20 protein-coding genes are annotated in these 20,096 nt (G+C 65.7%); 17 read left to right on the forward strand and 3 right to left on the reverse strand.

Annotated elements, in window-relative coordinates; translation table 11 throughout:
* The first annotated feature begins 10 nt into the window (after positions 1–10).
* The 12 genes from QOL62_RS10820 (at position 11) to QOL62_RS10875 (ending at position 11,762) form a co-directional block, all read left to right on the forward strand.
* The gene (locus QOL62_RS10820; protein ID WP_283406230.1) at positions 11–2,161 is read left to right on the forward strand and encodes a M13 family metallopeptidase; all 2,151 of its coding nucleotides are present in this window, start codon (positions 11–13) and stop codon (positions 2,159–2,161) included.
* Positions 2,162–2,356: 195 nt separating this feature from the next.
* Positions 2,357–3,169: an undecaprenyl-diphosphate phosphatase gene (locus QOL62_RS10825; protein WP_103728176.1), complete on the forward strand. Its 813-nt coding sequence runs from the start codon at positions 2,357–2,359 to the stop codon at positions 3,167–3,169.
* Positions 3,170–3,174: 5 nt separating this feature from the next.
* Positions 3,175–3,966, forward strand: a complete 792-nt coding sequence (ppk2, locus tag QOL62_RS10830) for a polyphosphate kinase 2 (RefSeq protein ID WP_283406231.1) — start codon at positions 3,175–3,177, stop codon at positions 3,964–3,966.
* Between the two features lie 145 nt (positions 3,967–4,111).
* Positions 4,112–4,279: a 50S ribosomal protein L33 gene (gene rpmG / locus QOL62_RS10835; RefSeq protein WP_103728178.1), complete on the forward strand. Its 168-nt coding sequence runs from the start codon at positions 4,112–4,114 to the stop codon at positions 4,277–4,279.
* Positions 4,280–4,333: 54 nt separating this feature from the next.
* Entirely contained in the window at positions 4,334–4,978 is a 645-nt protein-coding gene (locus tag QOL62_RS10840) for a LolA family protein (RefSeq protein ID WP_283406232.1), read from the forward strand.
* Positions 4,979–5,300: 322 nt separating this feature from the next.
* A complete protein-coding gene (xth, locus tag QOL62_RS10845; RefSeq protein ID WP_103728180.1) occupies positions 5,301–6,089 on the forward strand; it encodes an exodeoxyribonuclease III in 789 nt (262 codons plus the stop codon).
* Between the two features lie 44 nt (positions 6,090–6,133).
* On the forward strand, positions 6,134–7,165 hold the full coding sequence (gene ribA, locus QOL62_RS10850) for a GTP cyclohydrolase II (protein ID WP_283406233.1): 1,032 nt from the start codon (positions 6,134–6,136) through the stop codon (positions 7,163–7,165).
* A gap of 40 nt (positions 7,166–7,205) precedes the next feature.
* Positions 7,206–8,018, forward strand: a complete 813-nt coding sequence (mutM, locus tag QOL62_RS10855; protein ID WP_283406234.1) for a bifunctional DNA-formamidopyrimidine glycosylase/DNA-(apurinic or apyrimidinic site) lyase — start codon at positions 7,206–7,208, stop codon at positions 8,016–8,018.
* Between the two features lie 144 nt (positions 8,019–8,162).
* Entirely contained in the window at positions 8,163–8,423 is a 261-nt protein-coding gene (rpsT, locus tag QOL62_RS10860; protein WP_103728182.1) for a 30S ribosomal protein S20, read from the forward strand.
* 507 nt (positions 8,424–8,930) lie between these two features.
* On the forward strand, positions 8,931–10,403 hold the full coding sequence (dnaA, locus tag QOL62_RS10865) for a chromosomal replication initiator protein DnaA (RefSeq protein WP_369825691.1): 1,473 nt from the start codon (positions 8,931–8,933) through the stop codon (positions 10,401–10,403).
* Between the two features lie 187 nt (positions 10,404–10,590).
* Positions 10,591–10,995 (forward strand): DUF983 domain-containing protein, encoded by a 405-nt coding sequence (locus tag QOL62_RS10870; RefSeq protein WP_103728596.1) that lies wholly within the window; start codon positions 10,591–10,593, stop codon positions 10,993–10,995.
* Entirely contained in the window at positions 10,992–11,762 is a 771-nt protein-coding gene (locus tag QOL62_RS10875) for a HesA/MoeB/ThiF family protein (protein ID WP_283406235.1), read from the forward strand. The genes QOL62_RS10870 and QOL62_RS10875 overlap by 4 nt, the downstream gene beginning before the upstream one ends.
* 14 nt (positions 11,763–11,776) lie before the next feature.
* Here QOL62_RS10875 and QOL62_RS10880 read toward each other — a convergent pair whose 3' ends face one another.
* Positions 11,777–12,487: an NAD-dependent deacylase gene (locus QOL62_RS10880; RefSeq protein WP_103728183.1), complete on the reverse strand. Its 711-nt coding sequence runs from the start codon at positions 12,485–12,487 to the stop codon at positions 11,777–11,779.
* 125 nt (positions 12,488–12,612) lie between these two features.
* Between QOL62_RS10880 and dapB the strand changes: the two genes are divergently transcribed.
* The 3 genes from dapB to QOL62_RS10895 all read left to right on the forward strand — a co-directional run bounded on the left by dapB (position 12,613) and on the right by QOL62_RS10895 (position 14,488).
* Positions 12,613–13,341 (forward strand): 4-hydroxy-tetrahydrodipicolinate reductase, encoded by a 729-nt coding sequence (gene dapB, locus QOL62_RS10885; protein ID WP_283406236.1) that lies wholly within the window; start codon positions 12,613–12,615, stop codon positions 13,339–13,341.
* Between the two features lie 10 nt (positions 13,342–13,351).
* Positions 13,352–14,011 carry an endonuclease III gene (gene nth, locus QOL62_RS10890; RefSeq protein ID WP_103728184.1) on the forward strand — a complete coding sequence of 220 codons (660 nt, stop codon included), beginning with the start codon at positions 13,352–13,354 and terminating at the stop codon, positions 14,009–14,011.
* Positions 14,012–14,092: 81 nt separating this feature from the next.
* Complete coding sequence (locus tag QOL62_RS10895) at positions 14,093–14,488, forward strand: hypothetical protein (RefSeq protein ID WP_283406237.1); 396 nt, start codon at positions 14,093–14,095, stop codon at positions 14,486–14,488.
* A 37-nt stretch (positions 14,489–14,525) separates the two neighbouring features.
* Here QOL62_RS10895 and QOL62_RS10900 read toward each other — a convergent pair whose 3' ends face one another.
* The gene (locus QOL62_RS10900) at positions 14,526–15,845 is read right to left on the reverse strand and encodes a dicarboxylate/amino acid:cation symporter (protein WP_103728186.1); all 1,320 of its coding nucleotides are present in this window, start codon (positions 15,843–15,845) and stop codon (positions 14,526–14,528) included.
* 129 nt (positions 15,846–15,974) lie between these two features.
* Positions 15,975–17,135 (reverse strand): succinyl-diaminopimelate desuccinylase, encoded by a 1,161-nt coding sequence (gene dapE / locus QOL62_RS10905; protein WP_283406238.1) that lies wholly within the window; start codon positions 17,133–17,135, stop codon positions 15,975–15,977.
* 133 nt (positions 17,136–17,268) lie between these two features.
* Between dapE and msrB the strand changes: the two genes are divergently transcribed.
* A complete protein-coding gene (gene msrB / locus QOL62_RS10910) occupies positions 17,269–17,667 on the forward strand; it encodes a peptide-methionine (R)-S-oxide reductase MsrB (RefSeq protein ID WP_283406239.1) in 399 nt (132 codons plus the stop codon).
* Between the two features lie 101 nt (positions 17,668–17,768).
* Positions 17,769–19,967 carry a PBP1A family penicillin-binding protein gene (locus tag QOL62_RS10915; protein WP_283406240.1) on the forward strand — a complete coding sequence of 733 codons (2,199 nt, stop codon included), beginning with the start codon at positions 17,769–17,771 and terminating at the stop codon, positions 19,965–19,967.
* The last annotated feature ends 129 nt before the right edge of the window (positions 19,968–20,096 follow it).

Here is a 20,096-nt window from a genome sequence, read left to right on the forward strand (position 1 = left end):
AGGCTACGACATGTTCCGCATCTCCGGGAAAGCGCTTCTTGCAGGCGTCGCACTCTCCGTCCTCACCGCCAATGCTCCTGCCATCGCCCAGGACACGGCCCCGGCAGCACAGGCTGCCAAGCCCGCTCTCGCGCCGACGGCCGACTGGGGCAAGTTCGGGGTCCAGACGCAGTGGATCGACACCTCGGTGAAGCCCGGCGACAACTTCGACGCCTATGTGAACGGCGTCTGGAACAAGACCGTCGAACTTCCGGCCGACCGCACCCGCTGGGGTTCGTTCCTGGAACTGAACGACCTTTCGGAAGTGCGCGTGCGCTCCATCATGGACGAACTGGTGGCCTCGAAGCCGGCAGCCGGGACGGACGCTGCACGCATCGCCGCAGCCTACACCGCGTTCATGGATGTGGACGCCATCAACAAGGCCGGCCTCACTCCGGCGCGTCCTTACCTCGATCGCATCAAGGCCGCGAAGAAGCCGGCTGACGTGGCGGCTCTCTTCGGCGCGCCCGGCTACGCGTCGCCGATCAGCATCTACGTTGGCGCGGATGACAAGCAGAGCGACATTTACGCCGTCTATGCCAACGTGTCCGGCATGGGCCTGCCCGACCGCGACTACTACCTGAAGACGGACGAGCGTTCGGTCGCCCTTCGGGACAAGTACAAGAGCTACCTGACCTTCCTGCTGGGCAAGGCCGGCTACGCCGATCCGCAGGCCGCCGCCCAGTCGGTGCTCGCTCTCGAAACTCAGATCGCGAAGGCCGATTGGGACCGCGCGGCCGCACGCAACCCCGACCTCACTTACAACAAGGTGCCAGTGGCCGAGTTCGAGGCGATGGGTTCGCCGGGCGTGGTGCGTGCGTTCCTGAACGCGCTGGGTGCAGGACAGGCAAGCTACTTCATCATCGGCGAGATCCCCCCTACAGCGGAGGAACTCAAGGCGGCGCGCGTCGATCCGGCCAAGGCCCAGTCCCAGTTCGGACCGGGCATGCCCGCAGTGGTCAAGCTGATCGAAAGCACTCCGGTGGCCACCTGGCAGGCTTACCTCACCGCGCACTTCCTGCGCAGCAACGCGGCGGCGCTCCCTTCGGACATCGACGCGGCGACGTTCGACTTCTACGGCAAGACGCTTTCCGGGCAGCCGGAGCAGCGCCCTCGCTGGAAGCGCGGCATCGCGGCGGTCGAAGGCATGGCGGGTGAACTCGTCGGTAAGATCTACGCCGAGCGCTACTTCCCGGCCGAGCACAAGGCGGCGATGACCGAGCTTGTGGCGAACCTGCGCAAGGCCATGGCCGCCAACCTCCAGGACCTGGCCTGGATGAGCCCCGCAACGCGTGTGGAGGCCGAGAAGAAGCTTAACGCCTTCACGCCGAAGATCGGTGCTCCGGACCAGTTCAAGACCTATGAGGGCCTTACGTTTTCGGCGACGGACCCGCTCGCCAACGGCATCGCGGCGCAGAAGTGGGACACGAACTTCAACGTCAACCGCATCGGCCAGACCGTCGACCGGTCGGAATGGGGCATGCTGCCGCAGACGGTGAACGCTTACTACAACTCGACCTTGAACGAGATCGTGTTCCCTTCGGCGATCCTGCAGCCGCCCTTCTTCAACCTCTCGGCGGATCCGGCGGTGAACTACGGCGGTATCGGCGCGGTGATCGGGCATGAAATGGGCCATGGCTTTGACGACCAGGGCGCCAAGTCGGACGGCACGGGCAACCTGCGCGACTGGTGGACTCCGGCGGACAAGGCAGCCTTCGAAAAGCTGCAGGATCGCTTGGCCGCCCAGTACGACTCCTTCTGCCCGTTCGATGAGGGCAAGACCTGCGTGAACGGTCGCCTCACCATGGGCGAGAATATCGGTGACGTCGGCGGCCTCAGCCTGGCTTATCGCGCCTACAAGCTTTCGCTCAACGGCAAGGAAGCGCCCGTGATCGACGGCTTCACCGGCGACCAGCGTTTCTTCATGGGCTGGGCGCAGGTGTGGCGCTCCAAGGTACGCGAGGCGCAGGCTCGTCAGTACCTCGTGACCGACCCGCACTCGCCGCCGCAGTACCGCATCAACGGCGTCGTTCGCAATTTTGACGAATGGTACAAGGCGTTCAACGTGAAGCCGGGCGACAAGCTGTACATCCCCCCGAAGGAGCGCGTGCGCATCTGGTAAGGGAAAGCATTCTTTCGCCGGCAGGACCGGTGGATGAACAGGACGGCGGCGGGCGAATGTCTGCCGCCGTCTTCGTTTCCGCTGGTGACAGCGATGCCTGACGGCCCCGGTGCTCTCAGGCCATTCGCGACTTATTGCGATCCAAAGTGCGTCCGGCGTTGACTTGGCCGCTTTGGGCGTCATGACCTGCGGTCCATGGATCTGACACTAACCGCAATACTCCTCGGCATCGTCGAGGGCCTCACCGAGTTCCTGCCGGTCTCCTCGACCGGGCACCTCATCCTTGCCACCCGGCTCTTCGGGTATGACGCAAGCCAGTGGTCGACGTTCAACATCGTCATCCAGCTTGGCGCCATCCTTGCCGTCATAGTGCAGTTCTGGCGCACGTTCTGGGCGGTGGGGCAGGGGCTGCTCAAATGGCACCCGTCGTCCCTGCGCTTCGTGCGCAACGTCCTCCTCGCCTTCATCCCTTCGGCCATCCTGGGTCTGCTGCTGAATGACTGGATCGAAGGGCTGCTGGGCGAACCGGGAGTCGTCGCTTGGGCGCTCATCATCGGCGGCATCGCCATTCTCGGGGTTGAGAAGGTGGCCCGGCAGGGGCCGCTGACGGGCGTGGCCGAACTGCCGGCGCGCCAGTGTCTTGGCGTCGGGCTTGCGCAATGCCTGGCGATGGTTCCGGGCGTCAGCCGGTCGGGCGCGACGATCATGGGGGCGCTGGCCATGGGCATCGAGCGCCGTACGGCTGCCGAATTCAGCTTCTTCCTCGCCGTTCCGACGATGGTGGGGGCGACAACGCTTGAACTCGTGAAGCATCACGAAACCCTGATGGCCGGAGCCGGTCCCGTAGGCTGGACGGAGATCGCCATCGGCTTCGTCGTCTCGTTCATCGTGGCTCTCGTCGTCATCAAGGCCTTCATGGCCTTCGTCAGCCGCTCCGGCTTCGCACCCTTCGCCTGGTACCGTATCGTTGCGGGCGCCGTGGCGCTGATCCTTCTCGGCCGGGCCTGAGCACGATGGACGACTCGACAAGGAAGATCGGTCGCAAGGACTATCAGAAGCTGCTCGAGCCGATGAAGCGGGAGCTTGTCGGCGCCGCCCGGTGGGCGCAGGTCACGGGCGCGCGGATCGTCGTCATTTTCGAGGGGCGCGACACTGCGGGGAAAGGCGGCGCGATCAAAGCCGTCTCCGGCCAGCTAAACCCGCGCCAGTGCCGCACCGTTGCCCTTGCCGCGCCCAGCGAACGAGAACAGGGGCAGTGGTACTTCCAACGCTACATCACGCATCTGCCTACGCGCGGCGAGATCGTGCTGTTCGACCGGTCCTGGTATAACCGTGCGGGAGTGGAACGGGTCATGGGCTATGCGAGCGAGGCGCAGGTGGAAGCGTTCTTGCGCGACGCGCCCGTTTTCGAGCACATGCTGATCGCGGATGGCATCCTCCTCTTCAAGTACTGGCTGGCCTGCGATCAGGACAAGCAGGAGGAGCGTCTGGCTGAAAGGCTGGAAGATCCGTTGAAGCGCTGGAAGCTGTCACCCGTCGATATCGCAGCCCGCGAGAAGTACGCGGAATACACGCGCGCCCGTGAGGCGATGCTGAAGGCGACTCACACGACAGAGGCCCCCTGGACGCTCGTCGATTTCAACGATCAGCGCCGTGGAAGACTGACCCTGATTCGCGATCTGTTGGACCGCCTGCCGGACACGCAATGCAGCCCGCCTGAATACGAGTTCCCGCCTCTGGAAGGAAAGCTGCAGCCTGAAGAATTCGGCTTTATTCAGCCGATCCCGCCATTCCCGCTCTCCTGATTTGCGCTCCCGCACTTGACTTTGCCGCCCTGATCCAGCAAGGGCCGCAACCTTGAAAGGGCGGTGCTCCGGTGCCGCCCTCTGTGGTTTGTCGAAACGCCGGCCTGCCAGGGCGGCTGAAACTTAGAGAGTACAGGAAACCGCCATGGCGAAGCCCGCAACCGTCAAGATCCGTCTGGTCTCGACCGCCGACACCGGATTTTTCTACGTCACGAAGAAGAATCCCCGGAACACGACCGAAAAGTTCAGCTTCAAGAAGTACGATCCCGTCGCGCGCAAGCACGTCGAGTTCAAGGAAGCCAAGATCAAGTAAGGTTCACTGCCGGTTCAACGCGGTGGACCCAACGGGAAAACCATGAACCACACGATGAAAACCTTTCGATCCTGTGTAGGCGCGGCCGTTTTGGCCGCGCTTTCCGTTCCTGCCGTCCTTGCGCCGGCTCCGGCGCTTGCCGCCGGTGAGGCTGAAGCAAGGCAGCTCGATCAGGCGGTCGCCGCGCTCCGGAGCATCGATTCGATGAAGGCGAACTTCGTCCAGACCGATCGGTCCGGGCAGACCGTTCGCGGCGAATTGACGCTGAAGCGCCCCGGCAAGATCCGTTTCCAGTACGAGAAGAGCGCGAACATGCTCATCGTCGGGGACGGCAAGGCCCTGACGCTCATCGACTATGACGTGCGGCAGGTCCAGCGCTGGCCCATCAAGAACAGCCCGCTCGGCGCGCTGCTCGATCCCAGCCGTGACGTGGCGAAGTTCGGTAAAGTGCTGAGCACCGGCAATCCCAACGTCATCAGCATCGAAGTGCGCGACCGCTCGCATCCCGAATACGGGATCATCACGCTCATCTTCACGCGCAAGGCCTCGGCCCCGGGCGGTCTGGAACTGTCGTACTGGGTAGCCCTCGATTCGCAGAACAAGCGGACGACGATCAGCCTCAGCAACCAGCGCTACGGCGTGCCGGTCACGGATGCCGATTTCCGCTGGGTCGACCCTCGTCCGCGCAACCGTCGATGATGCCGCACGGCCGAGCGCAAGCCGTTCGGCCCTCGCGACAGATAGCGACACTTTTCTGAATCTCGTTCACTTGGCAGCAAGGCGAAGCACCCTACATAGGGAGGGTCAGAACGGCTTGAGGCGGGTTTTCCCCCCTGTTGCCCGCGCCTCCTGAGTGGTCGGTCTGATACTAGCGTGACGAACGCTTACAGGAACCCTCGAGCCTCTGCCCCCGGCTCGGGGGTTTTCTGCGTTCGGGGTTCGCCGGCTGTCGTTCCGGTCGGGTCCGGGATAGGCGGCACAGCCTCTGGCAATTCCCTCCACGGGTGCCTAAAGCCGCCTCATGAAGATCGCCACCTGGAACATCAATTCCGTTCGCCTGCGCATCGATCAGGTCGAACGGCTGCTGACCGAACAGGCGCCCGATGTCCTCTGTCTGCAGGAAATCAAGGTTGCCGAGCACCTCTTCCCGCATGCTATGTTCGAGCGCCTCGGCTACACTCACCGGGCGGTTCATGGGCAGAAGGGCTATCACGGCGTCGCCACCGTTTCGAAAGTGCCGTTCCGGGACTTCTCGAAGCACGATTGGCAGGACAACGGTGAGGCGCGGCACATTGGGGTCGAACTCCTCGGCGCTGGCCAGGGGCTCATCGTGGAGAACGTCTACATCCCCGCCGGCGGGGACGTCGCCGATCGCGAGGTGAACCCCAAGTTTGGCCAGAAGCTCGACTTTCTCGAACGCATGACGCGCTGGGCCGACCGGATTGACCGCCCGACGCTGATCGTCGGCGACTTCAACATCGCACCGCTGGAATGCGACGTCTACGACCACAAGGCCCTGCTGAAGGTCGTGAGTCACACACCGGTCGAGGTGGAGACGCTCAGGCGTTTTCAGGATGCGCACGGATGGGAGGATCTCGGCCGGCGCTTCATCCCGGCGCCGGAGCGGAACTACTCCTGGTGGTCGTACCGCAGCTATTGGCGGCAGAAGGACCAGGGCCGACGTCTGGACCACATGTGGGCATCGCCCGAACTGGCCGGGCGGGCGCGCGCGCACCGTTTCGTGGAAGAGACGCGGCGGTGGGAGCAGCCCAGCGACCATGTGCCGCTGATCACGGAGTTCGAGCTCTGAGCCAGACCGCTGCCTCCGCCCTGCCGGGGCCGGGACCGCGCCGGGTGGCACTGGCGCTTGATGCGCTGCGGCACGGGTGGCCGGTGGACGTGGCCGGCTTGCGGCTGCTGCCGGCGGAAACCGCGTTCGCAGAGGGGGTAAGCGCGCCCTGCATGCTCATATCCGCGGCGCGCGCGGTGACGCTGAAGTTGGCCAACCAGCGCGAGGCTGCGGTTCCCGAAGCGCCCGTCCTGATCCGCGCGGCGGAGCCGTTCGATCTTGAAGCCGCCCGTGCCGTTGCCGATCCCGCCCTTGACCTCGCGTATCCGATGAAGGGCCCCTTTGTGGCCGAGCCCATTCCTGATCGCGCCGCGGCGTGCGCAGCGATGGAACTGGCGCGGCTTGCGGGCATCCTCCCGGCCTACCTGCTCGAACCCGCGCCGGAAGGGGAAGCGCAGGCCGTGTCCAGCGAGGACTTGGCGGAATGGAAGGACACGCGCCACCTGCGAATCGCCTCCCGCGCTCACCTTCCGGTGGAGGCCACTGAGAGCGCCGAGATCGTGGCGTTCCGGGCGCTCGATGATCTGCGTGAGCATGTGGCTCTGGTGATCGGCTCTCAGGACGGCGAGCGCGCGCCCTTGGTGCGGCTCCATTCCGAGTGCCTGACGGGAGACATCCTCGGCAGTCTCAAGTGCGATTGCGGGCCGCAGCTGAAAGCCGCCCTGCGCGCGATGGCGAAGGAAGCCGAGAACGGCGGATGGGGCGTGCTCCTGTATCTTCGTCAGGAAGGCCGCGGAATCGGCCTTGTGAACAAGCTGCGCGCCTATAGCCTGCAGGACCTCGGTTACGACACGGTCGACGCGAACAACAGGCTCGGCCTTCCTACGGAGGCGCGCGACTTCCCGGTCGCGGCGCGTATGCTTGAACTGCTCGGCGTTCACGCGATTCGGCTGATGACGAACAATCCGGCCAAGGTTGCCGCCCTGCAGGAGGTTGGCGTCGAGGTCGTCGAGCGGGTGCCGCACCAGTTGCCGCCTAACCCGCACAACGCCCGCTATCTGGAGACGAAGCGCGACCGTACCGGGCATTTCCTCTGACGCTTGGACGTGAGCGCGCCCGTACCTATCTGAGGCCCTCATGCCAGAATTACCCGAAGTCGAAACGACCGTGCGCGGTCTCGCCCGCTTCCTGGAGGGAGAGCGTATCGCCCGTGTCTCGCTCAACCGGCTGGACTTGCGGCGGCCATTCCCGTCCGACCTCGTCCAGTCGTTGACCGGGGCTCGCGTCACCACGCTCGGGCGCCGGGCCAAGTACGGCCTCATCCACACCGATCGTGAGCAGACCATGGTCTTTCATCTCGGAATGTCCGGGCGCTGGAGGATCGAACCCGAAGCGCCCGACAGGCATGACCATCTCGTGCTGGAGACAGGCTCCGGTCATGTTCTGGCCCTCAACGATGCCCGCAGGTTCGGTTCTGTCGATCTCGTCTCCACCCCGGGGCTTGATGCGTGGGGGCCTTTCGCGGCGCTGGGGCCGGAGCCGCTTGGGGACGCACTAACCGCCGCGCACCTGCGCAGCGCCTTTGCGGGGCGGACCGCACCGGTGAAGCAGCTTCTGCTGGATCAGGCCATCGTGGCGGGCCTCGGCAACATCTACGTCTGCGAGGCGCTGTTCCGCTCCGGCATCCGTCCCGACAAACCGGGCGGCCGCGTGAGCCGGCCGGCGCTCGAGCGGCTCGTGCCGGCGATAAAGGAGGTACTTGCCGAATCGATTGCGGCAGGCGGCTCGACCATCAAGGACTACGCCCAGCCAAACGGGGAACTGGGGTACTTCGCGGCTTCGTGGCGGGTCTACGGTCGCGAAGGCGATGCCTGTTCCTGCGGAGCGCCTGTCCTGCGGTTCGTGCAGGGTGGGCGGAGCACATTCTGGTGCCGCAAGTGCCAGAAATGAGCCGTTTGCGCAGGCCCCCTCGGCTTGACGCAATCGTGCTTCAACTGTAAGGGGCGCGCTTTCCGGCGAGTCCGCTCGCCAGCAGATTCGTTAGGCAATGGGGCCGCCCAGTCACGTGTTGGCCGCCCAGACAGAGGAAATTCGATGGCCAATACGCCGCAAGCCCGCAAGCGCATCCGTCGCAACGAGCGCCGCGCCGAGATCAATACCAACCGCGTCAGCCGCATCCGCACCTTCATCAAGAAGGTTGAAAGCGCACTGGCCGGTGGTGACAAGACTGCCGCTGCCGCTGCCCTGAAGGAAGCACAGCCGGAACTGGCTCGTGGCGTGGCTCGTGGCGTGCTTCACAAGAACACAGCTTCGCGCAAGCTGTCGCGTCTGACGAAGCGCGTCGCCGCTCTCTGATCGAGAGGCGATTCGCATCTGGAGGCAGGTTGCTAGACACCTGTCTCAGGACGTAACGAGAACGGAGCCGGGGTCCTGCGACCTCGGCTCCGTTCTCGTTTTTGCTGCAGCGCAATGTGCTCTGCGTTAAACCGCCGAAAAGCTTGTGATTCGGACTGCTGCATCGCGTAAGCATTTGAAAATATGGCTTATTACGCTTTGGCGACGGTTTTTCGCCACTCCTGCCAAGTCAACCTTCATAATTTTTTTTATTTGAGGAGGGCCGTCTTGCCTGCAGTGCAAAGCGGTTCCTAAAAGGGTTCCCGGCCGTTGCGGAACTGGCCGGGCAAACAGCGATTCAGAGTAGAACTACGGCCGCGGGCAGGTGTTCGCGGTTGGGAGAGTTTTACTCTGTGAAAATGGCGCCCGGCTTGTCGCAGCAGGTGGGGATCACGCGAACTAGGGGGTTCAAAAACGATGTCGAACACGTCTGCAGGACACCCATCCGTGAGTCCCATGGCCGAAGGTATGAACTTGAACAGGAAGTCGAAGGCAGTGCGAGTGGCGATGGAAGAGGATCAGGAAGCCGTAAACCTGGCGGCGGACTGGGCTGACATCAGTCAGGGTCTCCGCAAGGATCTTGGCCAGCAGGCGCATAGCCAGTGGATCAAGCCGATTCAGCCGGGCAACTGGTGCAAGGAAACCGGTACGCTGGACCTCTACCTGCCGACGGAGTTCTCCGCGAACTGGGTGAACGACCGGTTTGCGGATCGCCTCTCGCTCGCCTGGAAGATCGCGCGTCCCGACGTGCGGCACGTGCGCATCCTCGTCCACCCGGGTCGCCGTCAGCTTCCCGAACTGCGCCTTGGCAGCGGCGGTCGCCCCGCGAGCGCCCCGGCCAACGATTCGGCCGCGGGCGTGGCGGATCCGCTTTCGGTGGCGCTTGCCGGCGAATCGTTCGCCTCGCTGGGGCAGGGCCCGGCCGGCATTGACGCCTCGCAGACCTTCTCGAGCTTCGTGACCGGCGCCTCGAACGTGCTGGCGTGCAACGCAGCGCAGCGCATGGCCGCGACGGAGACGCCGCAGTTCTCGCCGTTGTACCTCAAGGCGGCCACCGGGCAGGGCAAGACGCACCTTCTTCACGCGATCGGCCATGCCTATCTCGCCGCTCATCCGCATGCGCGGATCTTCTACTGCTCGGCCGAGCGTTTCATGGTCGAGTTCGTGCAGGCCCTTCGCCAAAACCAGATGATCGAGTTCAAGGCGCGACTGCGCGGCTTCGACCTCCTTCTGGTCGACGACATCCAGTTCATCATCGGCAAGGCTTCTGCGCAGGAAGAGCTGCTCTACACGATCGACGCCCTCTTGCAGGAAGGCAAGCGACTGGTGTTCGCCGCCGACCGTGCGCCCCAGGCACTCGACGGCGTCGAGCCGCGCCTGCTCTCGCGCCTGTCGATGGGCCTCGTCGCCGACATCCAGCCGGCTGACATCGAACTGCGCCGTTCGATTCTTGAGAACCGCCTGCAGCGCTTCGCCTCCATCGAGGTGCCGGCCGATGTGATCGAATTCCTGGCACGTACGATCAACCGCAATGTTCGCGAACTGGTCGGCGGCCTCAACAAGCTGATCGCCTATGCGCAGCTGACCGGTCAGGCCGTGTCGCTCCAGCTCGCCGAAGAGCAGCTGACCGACATCCTGTCCGCGAACCGCCGCCGTATCACGATCGACGAGATCCAGCGCACCGTCTGCCAGTTCTACCGTATCGATCGTACGGAGATGAGTTCGAAGCGGCGCGCTCGCGCCGTGGTTCGTCCCCGACAGGTCGCGATGTATCTCGCCAAGGTGCTGACGCCGCGTTCCTACCCCGAGATCGGCCGCAAGTTCGGCGGCCGGGATCACTCCACCGTCATCCACGCCGTCCGCCTCATCGAGGAACTGCGTACGCGCGATGCGGATATGGACGGGGACGTCCGTTCGCTCCTGCGCCAGCTGGAGAGCTGATCGCGTTTTCCCCCGTTCTGCCGGTTGATCGGCAGGCTTTCCACGACATTATCAACAGGGGTCGGGCATGCGCTCGGCCCCTGTCTGTCTTCTCGCCTGAGCGGACCTCATGTCGTGGCGCAGGGGGCGCATGGCGGCGATGGTTTGCGGCTTCACCGGGCCTTGTCCTTCCTGTAACCGCGGGACGATGAACCCCGCCTCCTTTTCACAGGCCGCGCTTCGCGGCATCCGCGGTCGCTGCCCCCGCTGTGGTGAGGGGCGGCTGTTCCGCAAGTGGCTGAAGCCGCAGACGCAATGCTCCGCCTGCGCACTGGATCTTCTCCCGCAACGGGCGGACGACTTCCCTGCCTATATCGCGATGATCGTCACCGGGCATTTCATGGCGCCTCTGATTATCGCGCTGGCTGTCGATTACGAGTTGGGGCCTGTCGCCATGCTTGCCATCGCCGTGCCGCTGGCCATCGTCATGATGCTGGGCATGCTGCAGCCCGCCAAGGGCGGGGTGATCGCAACCCAATGGTGGTTCGGGATGCACGGCTTTGTTCGCGAGCGCCTCCCGGAAGCGCCTTCACAGGATGAGAGTTCACGATGACCCTGACTGCCGCCCGCCTTGACCGCTTCGCGCGACACATCGTCCTTCCCGAAGTGGGCGGCGCCGGCCAGGTCGCCTTGAGCCGTGCCCACGTTGTGCTCGTCGGCTGCGGGGGGATCGGGAGCCCTGCGCTGCAGTACCTCGCCGCAGCCGGTGTCGGCCGGCTTACCCTGGTGGACGACGACGTGATCGAGGCCAGCAATCTCCAGCGCCAGACCATCTTCGCCACCTCAGACCTCGGGCGATCCAAGGCGGAAGCGGCGGCCGACTGGGTGAGACGCTTCGATGCGGAACTCAAGGTCGAGGCCGTCCGGGCAAGAGTGGATACGGTCAACGCGGCGGACCTTGTCGGCGCTGCCGATCTCGTAATCGACGGCTGTGACAACTTCGCGACGCGGCTTGCCGTGTCCGATGCCTGCGTAGCGACGCACGTCCCTCTGACGACGGCGGCAATCGGCCGCTTCCAGGGGCAGGTCGCCAACTTCGCCGGGCATCTGGCGGACCAGCCCTGCTATCGCTGCTTCGTGGGCGACGCCTTCGATGCTGCCGATTGCGACACCTGCGCGGCCGATGGAGTGCTGGGCGCCATGGTGGGCATGGTCGGCACTTTCGCAGCCATGCACGCCATGCGCGTGCTGCTGGAAGGCCATGCCGCGCTGGGCGTGCCGCAGTTCGGTACATTGCACCTGATTGACGGCATGGCGCCGTCGATGCGCAGCCTCAAGATCGCCAAGGATCCCGCCTGCAAGGGTTGCAAGCTCCGATAGGCGCGCTGGCAGCATCAGCCGCGCGGGGCGGCGAGAACCTCCTCGACCCACTCCGGCACCAGCCGGGTGGCGGGGCCATGGCGAGCGGCGTCGAACCATGCGGTGCCCTGGCTGGGTTCCAGGTTGAGTTCCAGCGTCCGCGCGCCGAGTTCCCTTGCGTTGCGAACAAAGCCGGCTGCGGGATAGACCGCGCCCGAGGTGCCGATCGAGACGAACAGGTCGGCCTCGCGCAGCGCGGCGAAGATCTCGTCCATCCGGTAGGGCATCTCGCCGAACCACACCACGTCAGGGCGCAGCGCCCTTTCTCCGCAGCGGGGGCAGGGCGGGCGGTCGATCAGCGATCCGGTCCAGCGCGACCGCACGTCGCAGGCGAGGCACCAGGCGTTGAGATGTTCGCCATGCATGTGCAGCACCCGCTTCGCCCCGGCGCGCTCGTGAAGATCGTCCACGTTCTGCGTGACGATGAGCAACTCGCCCGGCCATTCGCGGTCGAGCCTCGCCAGCGCGACGTGCGCGGCATTGGGCTCCTTGGTCTGGATGGCCGCGCGTCGCATGTCGTAGAAGCGAAACACGAGATCTGGATCGCGCACGAAGGCTTCAGGCGTGGCGACGTCTTCCACCCGGTGCTGTTCCCACAGGCCGCCGGCGTCACGGAAGGTGTCGATACCGCTTTCGGCGGAAACGCCGGCTCCGGTGAGGATGACGATGTTGCGGATTGCAGCCAAGACTTAGCCTTTCTCCTCAGCCCGAACTTGTTTCAAGGGCCATTGTGCGCCATTCGCGGGGGTAAGATTGGGGCACGAGCGCTGCTGAAACAAGGGTAGCGTGAGGTGCCGACGGAGAAGTGAACGTGGCACGGATTGGAATCATCGGCAGTCAGGGGCGCATGGGGCAGGCGATCGCCGCGGCCATCGGCGAGGCGGGCGAGCAGTTCGCGGGCGGCGTCGACAAGGGGGAGGACGTCTCCTCCATCACGCAGGCGGCCGACGTGCTGATCGACTTTTCCAGTCCCGCCGCGCTGGAGGGCAACCTCGATGCCGCGATGGCGGCGGGCCTGCCTATCGTCATCGGCACCACCGGTCTTGAAGAGCGCCACCACTGGCTGATCGATGCCGCGGCTCAGGCGATCCCGGTGCTGCAGACCGGCAACACCTCGCTCGGCGTCACCCTGCTGGCGCATCTGGTGCGCGAGGCGGCCGCGCGGCTTGGCGACGACTGGGACATCGAGATCGTGGAGACGCATCACCGCATGAAGGTGGACGCGCCTTCGGGCACCGCACTCCTGCTGGGCGAGGCGGCCGCGAAGGGGCGCGAGGTTTCGCTGGCGGATCATGCGGTTCGCGGGCGGGACGGCATCACCGGCCGCCGGGAGGCGGGCACGATCGGGTTCGCGGCACTGCGGGGCGGCTCGGTGGCGGGCGATCACACCGTTCATTTCCTGGCTGACAACGAGCGGCTCTCGTTCTCGCACCTGGCGGAGAACCGGGGCATCTTCGCCAAGGGCGCCGTCCGGGCCGCGCAGTGGCTCATGGGGAAGCAGCCCGGCCGCTACACCATGCCCGAGGTCCTTGGCCTCTAGGAGCGGGGCGTTGAAAAAGGACCAGATCTTCGAGTTCTTTCGCCGTCTAGCCGAAGCCAACCCGGCGCCCGAAACGGAGCTCGAATTCGGCAACACCTACCAGTTGCTGGTCGCGGTGACGCTGTCGGCGCAGGCAACGGACGTGGGCGTGAACAAGGCGACGCGTGCGCTGTTCCGCGAAGTGCGCACGCCGGCCGAGATGGTCGCCCTTGGGGAGGAGGGGCTGAAGGAGCACATCAAGACGATCGGCCTGTTCAACACCAAGGCGAAGAACGTCATCGCGCTCTCGCAGATACTGGTCGACCGGTACGGCGGAGAGGTTCCGGCTGACAGGGACGCCATGGTCGAGCTTCCCGGTGTCGGTCGCAAGACGGCAAATGTCGTGATGAACTGCGCCTTCGGGGCGGAAACCTTCGCGGTCGATACGCATATCTTCCGCGTCGGAAACCGGACCGGGCTGGCGAAGGGCAAGACGCCGCTCGCCGTCGAGAAGCAGCTCGAGAAGAAGGTGCCGCAGCCGTTCCGGGTGGGCGCCCATCACTGGCTGATCCTGCACGGGCGCTACATCTGCAAGGCCCGGACGCCGGAATGCTGGCGCTGTCCGGTGGTGGACCTCTGCGGCTTCCGGGACAAGGTCCTGAGCAAGGGCGCGAAGAAGGCTGCAGCCTGAGGTCTTCGTCTCCTTGACAAGGCGGGCGTTCCGGGAGCCAATCGGCCTGCCGGATCGTTCGCGCAGCGAGAGGAGAGAACCATGAAGCAGCCTGCCGCCGTGATGCTGGCGCTAAGCGCCGCCGCCCTTGCCGCCTGTACGCCGGAGGGCCCCCGGGACACGCCTCCTCCTAGCCCGGCCGCGCAGGCCCTCGGACCGGCCGAGGACTGCCTTCCCCTTCACCAGTTCAGCAACACGCGGATCCGCGATGACCGCACGATTGACTTCATCAGCGGGATCGGGAGCCGGGTCTGGCGGGTGACGCTGCCGAACACCTGCAACGGGCTGAAGGCGGCCGACACCTTCACCTACGAGACCTCACTGACGCAGCTGTGCCGTCAGGACATCATCTACCCGCTGCAGCAGTTCGGCGGCTCGTGGCAGCGCATGGGGGGCTGCGGCATGGGCCCGTTCGTGCCGGTGAAGCTGGAGAAGTAAGGCGCCGCTCACGCCCCGGACCAGATCCGGGGCGGTCTCAGCGTTCGTACTGCTCGGGATCGATATTGAGGCCCCGGCGGCCGGCGGCGACCGTGTGTGCGGGCGCGTGGGGCACGTCCGCGTCGGGATCCATCAGCGGCTGGAGCATGCCTTCGCTGCGGGTAATGACGGCGGTTGCCACCGCGTTGCCCACCACGTTGGTGGCCGAGCGGCCCATGTCGAGGAAAGTGTCGACGCCCAGCAGGAGGGCGATGCCTTCGACCGGCAGCCCGAACTGAGTGAGGGTGGCGGCGATCACCACGAGGCTCGCGCGGGGAACCCCGGCAATGCCCTTGGAACTCACCATCAGGGTGAGCAGCATCAGGATCTGCGTCATCACCGGCACGTCGATGCCATAGGCCTGCGCGATGAAGATCGCCGCGAAGCTCATGTAGATCATCGAGCCGTCGAGATTGAAGCTGTAGCCAAGCGGCAGGATGAAGCCCGAGATGCGACGCGGGACGCCGAACCGGTCAAGCTGCTCGAACAGCTTGGGCAGGCTCGCCTCGGAGGAGGCGGTCGAGAAGCTGAGGAGCAGCGGTTCGCGGATGTAGCGGAACAGGGTGACGATGCGCTTGCCCAGGAACAGCCCGCCGATGCAGAACAGCAGCACCCACAGCAGGGTCATCGCGAAGTAGAACTCGCCGACCAGCACGCCGTAAGTGACGATGATCCCCAGACCCCGTGTCGCGATCACGCCGGCCAGGGCGCCGAAGACCGCGAAGGGCGCAAAGCGCATGACGTAGCCGGTGATTTGCAGCATCAGCTGGGCCAGGGCTTCGGCCCCCTGAACGATAGGCGCGCCCTTCTCGCCGATGGCAGTCAGGCCCACGCCGACGAAGAGCGAGAAGACGAGGATCTGCAGGATGTGGTTCTCGGCCATTGCCTCGAACGGGCTGGCCGGGAAGATCTCGAGGATGAAGTGGCGGAGCGTCAGTTCGGCCGTGTGCAGGTCACCGATGTCGGTCGCCGTCTCCAGGCCGACTCCGATGCCCGGCTTGAACAGGTTCACGAGGATGAGACCGAGCCCGAGCGAGATCAGGCTGGCGGTGATGAACCAGGCGAGCGCCTTGCCGCCGATGCGCCCCAGCGCGGTGCTGTCTCCCATTCCGGCGATGCCCGTCACGATCGTCGCAAAGACGAGCGGTGCGAGGATCATCTTGATGAGCTTCAGGAAGACGTCCGGCAGCAGCTTGAAGTAATCCGCCCACTGAGCGATGCGCGGGTCGCCTTCGGGCAGGAGCGCATGGAAGGCCCAGCCCACAACGATGCCGAGCACCATACCCACCATGATAAAGAGCGTCAGCCGCCTGCCCATTCACACCTCGTAATGAAATTGCCGCGGAACCTAACATCGTGACGCAAGGGGTCAACGACGCCGGACGCGGTTTTGCCGGCCCGATCCGCACCGGGCCGCGATGAACTGCCGTTTTCTGCCGGTCCGATCTCAGCCGCCGGCAAGCGCAGCCAGCGTCACGCGGCGGTAGATGCGCGCAAGAGCGTCCAGATCGGCGATCGCCACGGCTTCGTCGCGCTTGTGCATCGTGGCGTTGCACAGGCCGAACTCGATGACCGGCGACAAGTCCTTGAGGAAGCGGGCATCCGACGTGCCGCCGCTGGTCGACAATTCCGGGTCCACGCCCGTCTCTGCGCGGATCGCCTCCGCCAGCATGGCCGAGAACGCGCCAGGCGGGGTGAGGAAGGCTTCGCCCGAAACGATGGGACGGGCGCTGCCGCCATGCTTCTGCGCGATGTCCGTCACGCGCCGGGAAAGGCTGTCCCCCGTGTGCAGATCGTTGAAGCGGATCGAGATCCGGGCGCTGGCCCTGGCGGGAATGACGTTGGTGGCGGGATTGCCGCAGGAAACGTCGGTGACTTCCAGGTTGCTGGCCTGGAACCAGTCGGTTCCCTCGTCGAGGACGAGCGCGTCGAGTTCGGCAAGCATCGCCACAAGTCGCGTGATCGGGTTGTCCGCGAGGTGGGGGTAAGCAACGTGACCCTGCACGCCGTCGACCTCCAGCCAGATGTTGACCGAGCCGCGGCGGCCGACCTTCATCATGTCGCCCAGCCGATTCACCGAGGTCGGCTCCCCGACGAGGCAGAGGTCGGGGATGTCGCCCTTCTGCTTCATCAGGTCGATCAGCGCGAGGGTGCCGTGAAGGGCCGGTCCTTCCTCGTCGCCGGTGATGACGAAGCTGACGGTGCCCGCTTCGGCCGGGATTTGCGCCACGGCGGCGACCATGGCGGCGATCGAGCCTTTCATGTCGACCGCGCCGCGACCGTAAAGCAGCGCGTTCTCGCCCACGCCGCGGCGTTCGGGCTGGAAGGGGGCGCTGGTCCACCCTTCGCCCGGCGGTACCACGTCGAGGTGACCGGCGAAGGCGAAGTGGCGCGAGCCCGCCGGACCACGGCGGATGGCGAAAAGGTTCTCCACCGGCCCGTCCGGCGCTTCGCCCGCAAGGAAGCGCGTCACCTCGAAGCCGAGAGGTGCGAGCTGGCCTTCCAGGCAATCGAACACCGGGCCCGTCGCGGGGGTGACGCTGGGACAGGCCATCAGCGCTTCGGCAAGGTCGACGACGCTGGGCGCGGTAGGAGTGGTCTGGGACATAAGGCAGGCGCCATCGCAGAAAAGGCGGTTCAACACCATAGCGTCGACCGATCGGGCGATCGATCCGGGGCGGGCGATCTGGTATGGACGCTCCTGTCTTCCCATATTGGGACCTCGAAGGAGAGTTTCCCCGATGACCGACAAGATCCATCTCACGGATGCCGAGTGGCGCGAACGCCTTTCGCCCGAACAGTACCACGTCCTGCGCCAGGCGGGAACGGAGCGGGCGTTCACCGGCAAGTACGACAAGAACAAGCAGGAAGGCCTCTACACCTGCGCCGGATGCGGCGCGGCGCTCTTCGAATCCGACGCCAAGTACAGCTCCGGCTGCGGCTGGCCCAGCTACACCGCGCCGGTGGCGGATGCGGCGGTCGAGGAGCACCGCGACACCTCGCACGGCATGATCCGCACCGAAGTGACCTGCGCGAGGTGCGAAGGACACCTGGGCCATGTCTTCCCCGACGGTCCGGGGCCGACCGGCCTGCGCTACTGCATCAACAGCGCCTCGCTCGACTTCCAGCCGAAGGAGTGATCGCCGCGAACCCGGGGGTATTCACTCCGGGTTACAAATCGGCGTGCAAAGTGTAGGAGCAACCCGACACTTCCGTCCTCATTGGGGTTTGCATTCTACCAATGGCCAACAATTCCGGCCGCAGCCGCGCGCCCCGCGGCTCATCGTCCAAGACCCCCAGCAAGCCCCTCTGGCGCCGCGTGGTACGCGGCGTCATCGTCTGGGGCGGCTCGCTGGCGCTGTTGGGCGCCATCTTCCTGGCAACGGCCGTATTCTTCACGATGCGCGAGTTGCCGGACTACGGCGCGCTGAAGAGCAGCCAGAACGGCCAGATGATCGTGGTCCGCGCGCGCGACGGACGTGAACTCGTCTCGCTGGGGCCAAGCTACGGCAAGTGGCTGCCTTACGACGAAATTCCCGTCATCATGCGCGATGCGATCGTCTCGGTCGAGGATCGGCGCTTCCGCAGCCATCCGGGCATCGACCCCGTCGGCCTGGCCCGCGCCGTCTACGTGTCCTTCTCAACGGATAGCCGCGCCAAGGCAACCTCCACGCTGACGCAGCAGCTGGCGCGCAACATCTTCCTCACCAACACGCGGTCGTGGACCCGCAAGGCGCGCGAGATGGTGCTGGCCCTGGCGCTGGAGCGCAAGTTCACCAAGGACCAGATCCTCGAACTGTACCTCAACAAGGTCTATTTCGGCGGCGGCGCCTACGGCATCGACGCCGCGAGCCGCAAGTTCTTCGGCCACCCCGCGACTGAACTTTCGACGGCGGAGTCCGCCATCATCGCGGGTCTCGTGAAGGCGCCTTCCAACTATTCGCCCACGGCGGACATCGACGCCGCCAAGGGGCGTGGCCGTGTCGTGCTCAAGCTGATGGCCCGCGAAGGCGTGATCAGCAGCGGCGAGGCCGAATCGATCGACTTCTCCGATGTCGCGATCGTGCGCGAGAAGGGCCAGAACTCGGTCCGCTACTTCACGGACTGGGCGCTGCCGCAGCTCGACCTGCTGCTGCCCGAGAACAACGAGCCGATCGAGGTCTGGACGACGCTGGACCCTGCCATGCAGGACGCGGCGACCAAGGCCGTTGCCCGCAACGTGCCCGGCGGCGCGCAGGGCGCGCTCGTCAGCCTTGACCGCGACGGCGCGGTCCTGGCGATGGTGGGCGGCACCGATTACGTGAACTCGAACTACAACCGCGCCACCAGCGCGCTGCGCCAGCCCGGATCCGCGTGGAAGCTGTTCGTCTACCTCGCCGCGCTGGAAGCCGGGTACACGCCAGAGGATCGCGTCGTTGACGAGCCGGTGACGATCCAGGGCTGGAGCCCGCAGAACGACGGCCGCAACTTTGCAGGCGCGATCGACGTGCGCACCGCCTTCGCTTATTCCAAGAACACGGTTGCGGCGCAGCTGGGCAACGAAGTGGGCTTCGGCACCGTGGCCAGCATGGCGCGCCGCTTCGGCATCACGACCGCTATCAACACCAAACCCGCCATGGTGCTGGGCACGTCGGAAGTGCGTGTGATCGACATGACCCGCGCTTTCGCCGCCGTTTCGGCCGGCGGCACGTCGGTCGAGCCCTATGGCATCGTGAAGGTGACCACCACCGCCGGAGAGCTGCTTTATGAACACAAGTCCGTGCGCGGGCAGGTGCTCGTGCCGCACTACGTCGCTGCCGGCATCACTGACCTGCTGCAGACGGCCGTCGCCACCGGCACCGGCCGCGCCGCGCAGATCGGCCGCCCGGTCGCGGGCAAGACCGGCACCACCAGCTCCAACAAGGACGGCTGGTTCCTGGGCTTCTCCAGCGGGGTGACCACCGGGGTGTGGATGGGCCGCGACGACGCCAAGCGGGTCGGCGGCCTCTCGGGCGGTCATGCCCCGGCGCGCGCCTTCGCGGATTTCATGAAGGTCGCGGTCGCCAAGCGCCCCGTCGAACAGTTCGACACCCAGCTCAAGCTTCCCGAGTGGCAGCTGGAGCCGGATGACGAGGCGATGCAGGGCAGTCCCGAGGATTACTACTACACCGACGAGAACGGCAATCTGGTCCGTCCAGACGGCGGCGGCCCCGATCAGGCCCCCTTCGGCGACGAGTTCGGGCCTGACGGGCCGGTGCCGCCGGACTACGGTCCCCAAGGCCCACCGCCCGCTGCCGGCAGCGAACTGCTGGACCGCGCGACCGGTCGGGGAAGCGAGGATGCGGGATTGCGTCCGGGGCAGGGCGCGGGCCCCTATCCGCCGGGACGACCGCCGCAGCCGCGCATAGTGCCGGTCCCGCGGCCCACGCCGACGCCCACACGCATTCCGGTCATACCGTAACGCCGCCCGTCCCAGGGAGGGAGGAGGGCGCAGCTCATCGCCCGCTGGCGAGTGCGGGGTAACGCCGGAAGGAGGACCGCGCAGGACCGGAGAACATCGGGTCGGCGTCGGGGCGTCCCTGCTGGAACG

The sequence above is a fragment of the Novosphingobium panipatense genome (assembly GCF_900182875.1).
GTDB classification, from domain to species: Bacteria; Pseudomonadota; Alphaproteobacteria; order Sphingomonadales; family Sphingomonadaceae; genus Novosphingobium; species Novosphingobium panipatense.

Coding starts and splice junctions, on each gene's coding strand:
- QOL62_RS10820 (WP_283406230.1), top strand. CDS start 11: ATGTTCCGCATCTCCGGGAAAGCGCTTCTTGCAGGCGTCGCACTCTCC.
- QOL62_RS10825 (WP_103728176.1), top strand. CDS start 2,357: ATGGATCTGACACTAACCGCAATACTCCTCGGCATCGTCGAGGGCCTC.
- ppk2 (WP_283406231.1), top strand. CDS start 3,175: ATGGACGACTCGACAAGGAAGATCGGTCGCAAGGACTATCAGAAGCTG.
- rpmG (WP_103728178.1), top strand. CDS start 4,112: ATGGCGAAGCCCGCAACCGTCAAGATCCGTCTGGTCTCGACCGCCGAC.
- QOL62_RS10840 (WP_283406232.1), top strand. CDS start 4,334: ATGAAAACCTTTCGATCCTGTGTAGGCGCGGCCGTTTTGGCCGCGCTT.
- xth (WP_103728180.1), top strand. CDS start 5,301: ATGAAGATCGCCACCTGGAACATCAATTCCGTTCGCCTGCGCATCGAT.
- mutM (WP_283406234.1), top strand. CDS start 7,206: ATGCCAGAATTACCCGAAGTCGAAACGACCGTGCGCGGTCTCGCCCGC.
- rpsT (WP_103728182.1), top strand. CDS start 8,163: ATGGCCAATACGCCGCAAGCCCGCAAGCGCATCCGTCGCAACGAGCGC.
- dnaA (WP_369825691.1), top strand. CDS start 8,931: ATGAACTTGAACAGGAAGTCGAAGGCAGTGCGAGTGGCGATGGAAGAG.
- QOL62_RS10870 (WP_103728596.1), top strand. CDS start 10,591: ATGAACCCCGCCTCCTTTTCACAGGCCGCGCTTCGCGGCATCCGCGGT.
- QOL62_RS10875 (WP_283406235.1), top strand. CDS start 10,992: ATGACCCTGACTGCCGCCCGCCTTGACCGCTTCGCGCGACACATCGTC.
- QOL62_RS10895 (WP_283406237.1), top strand. CDS start 14,093: ATGAAGCAGCCTGCCGCCGTGATGCTGGCGCTAAGCGCCGCCGCCCTT.
- QOL62_RS10900 (WP_103728186.1), bottom strand. CDS start 15,845: ATGGGCAGGCGGCTGACGCTCTTTATCATGGTGGGTATGGTGCTCGGC.
- dapE (WP_283406238.1), bottom strand. CDS start 17,135: ATGTCCCAGACCACTCCTACCGCGCCCAGCGTCGTCGACCTTGCCGAA.
- msrB (WP_283406239.1), top strand. CDS start 17,269: ATGACCGACAAGATCCATCTCACGGATGCCGAGTGGCGCGAACGCCTT.
- QOL62_RS10915 (WP_283406240.1), top strand. CDS start 17,769: ATGGCCAACAATTCCGGCCGCAGCCGCGCGCCCCGCGGCTCATCGTCC.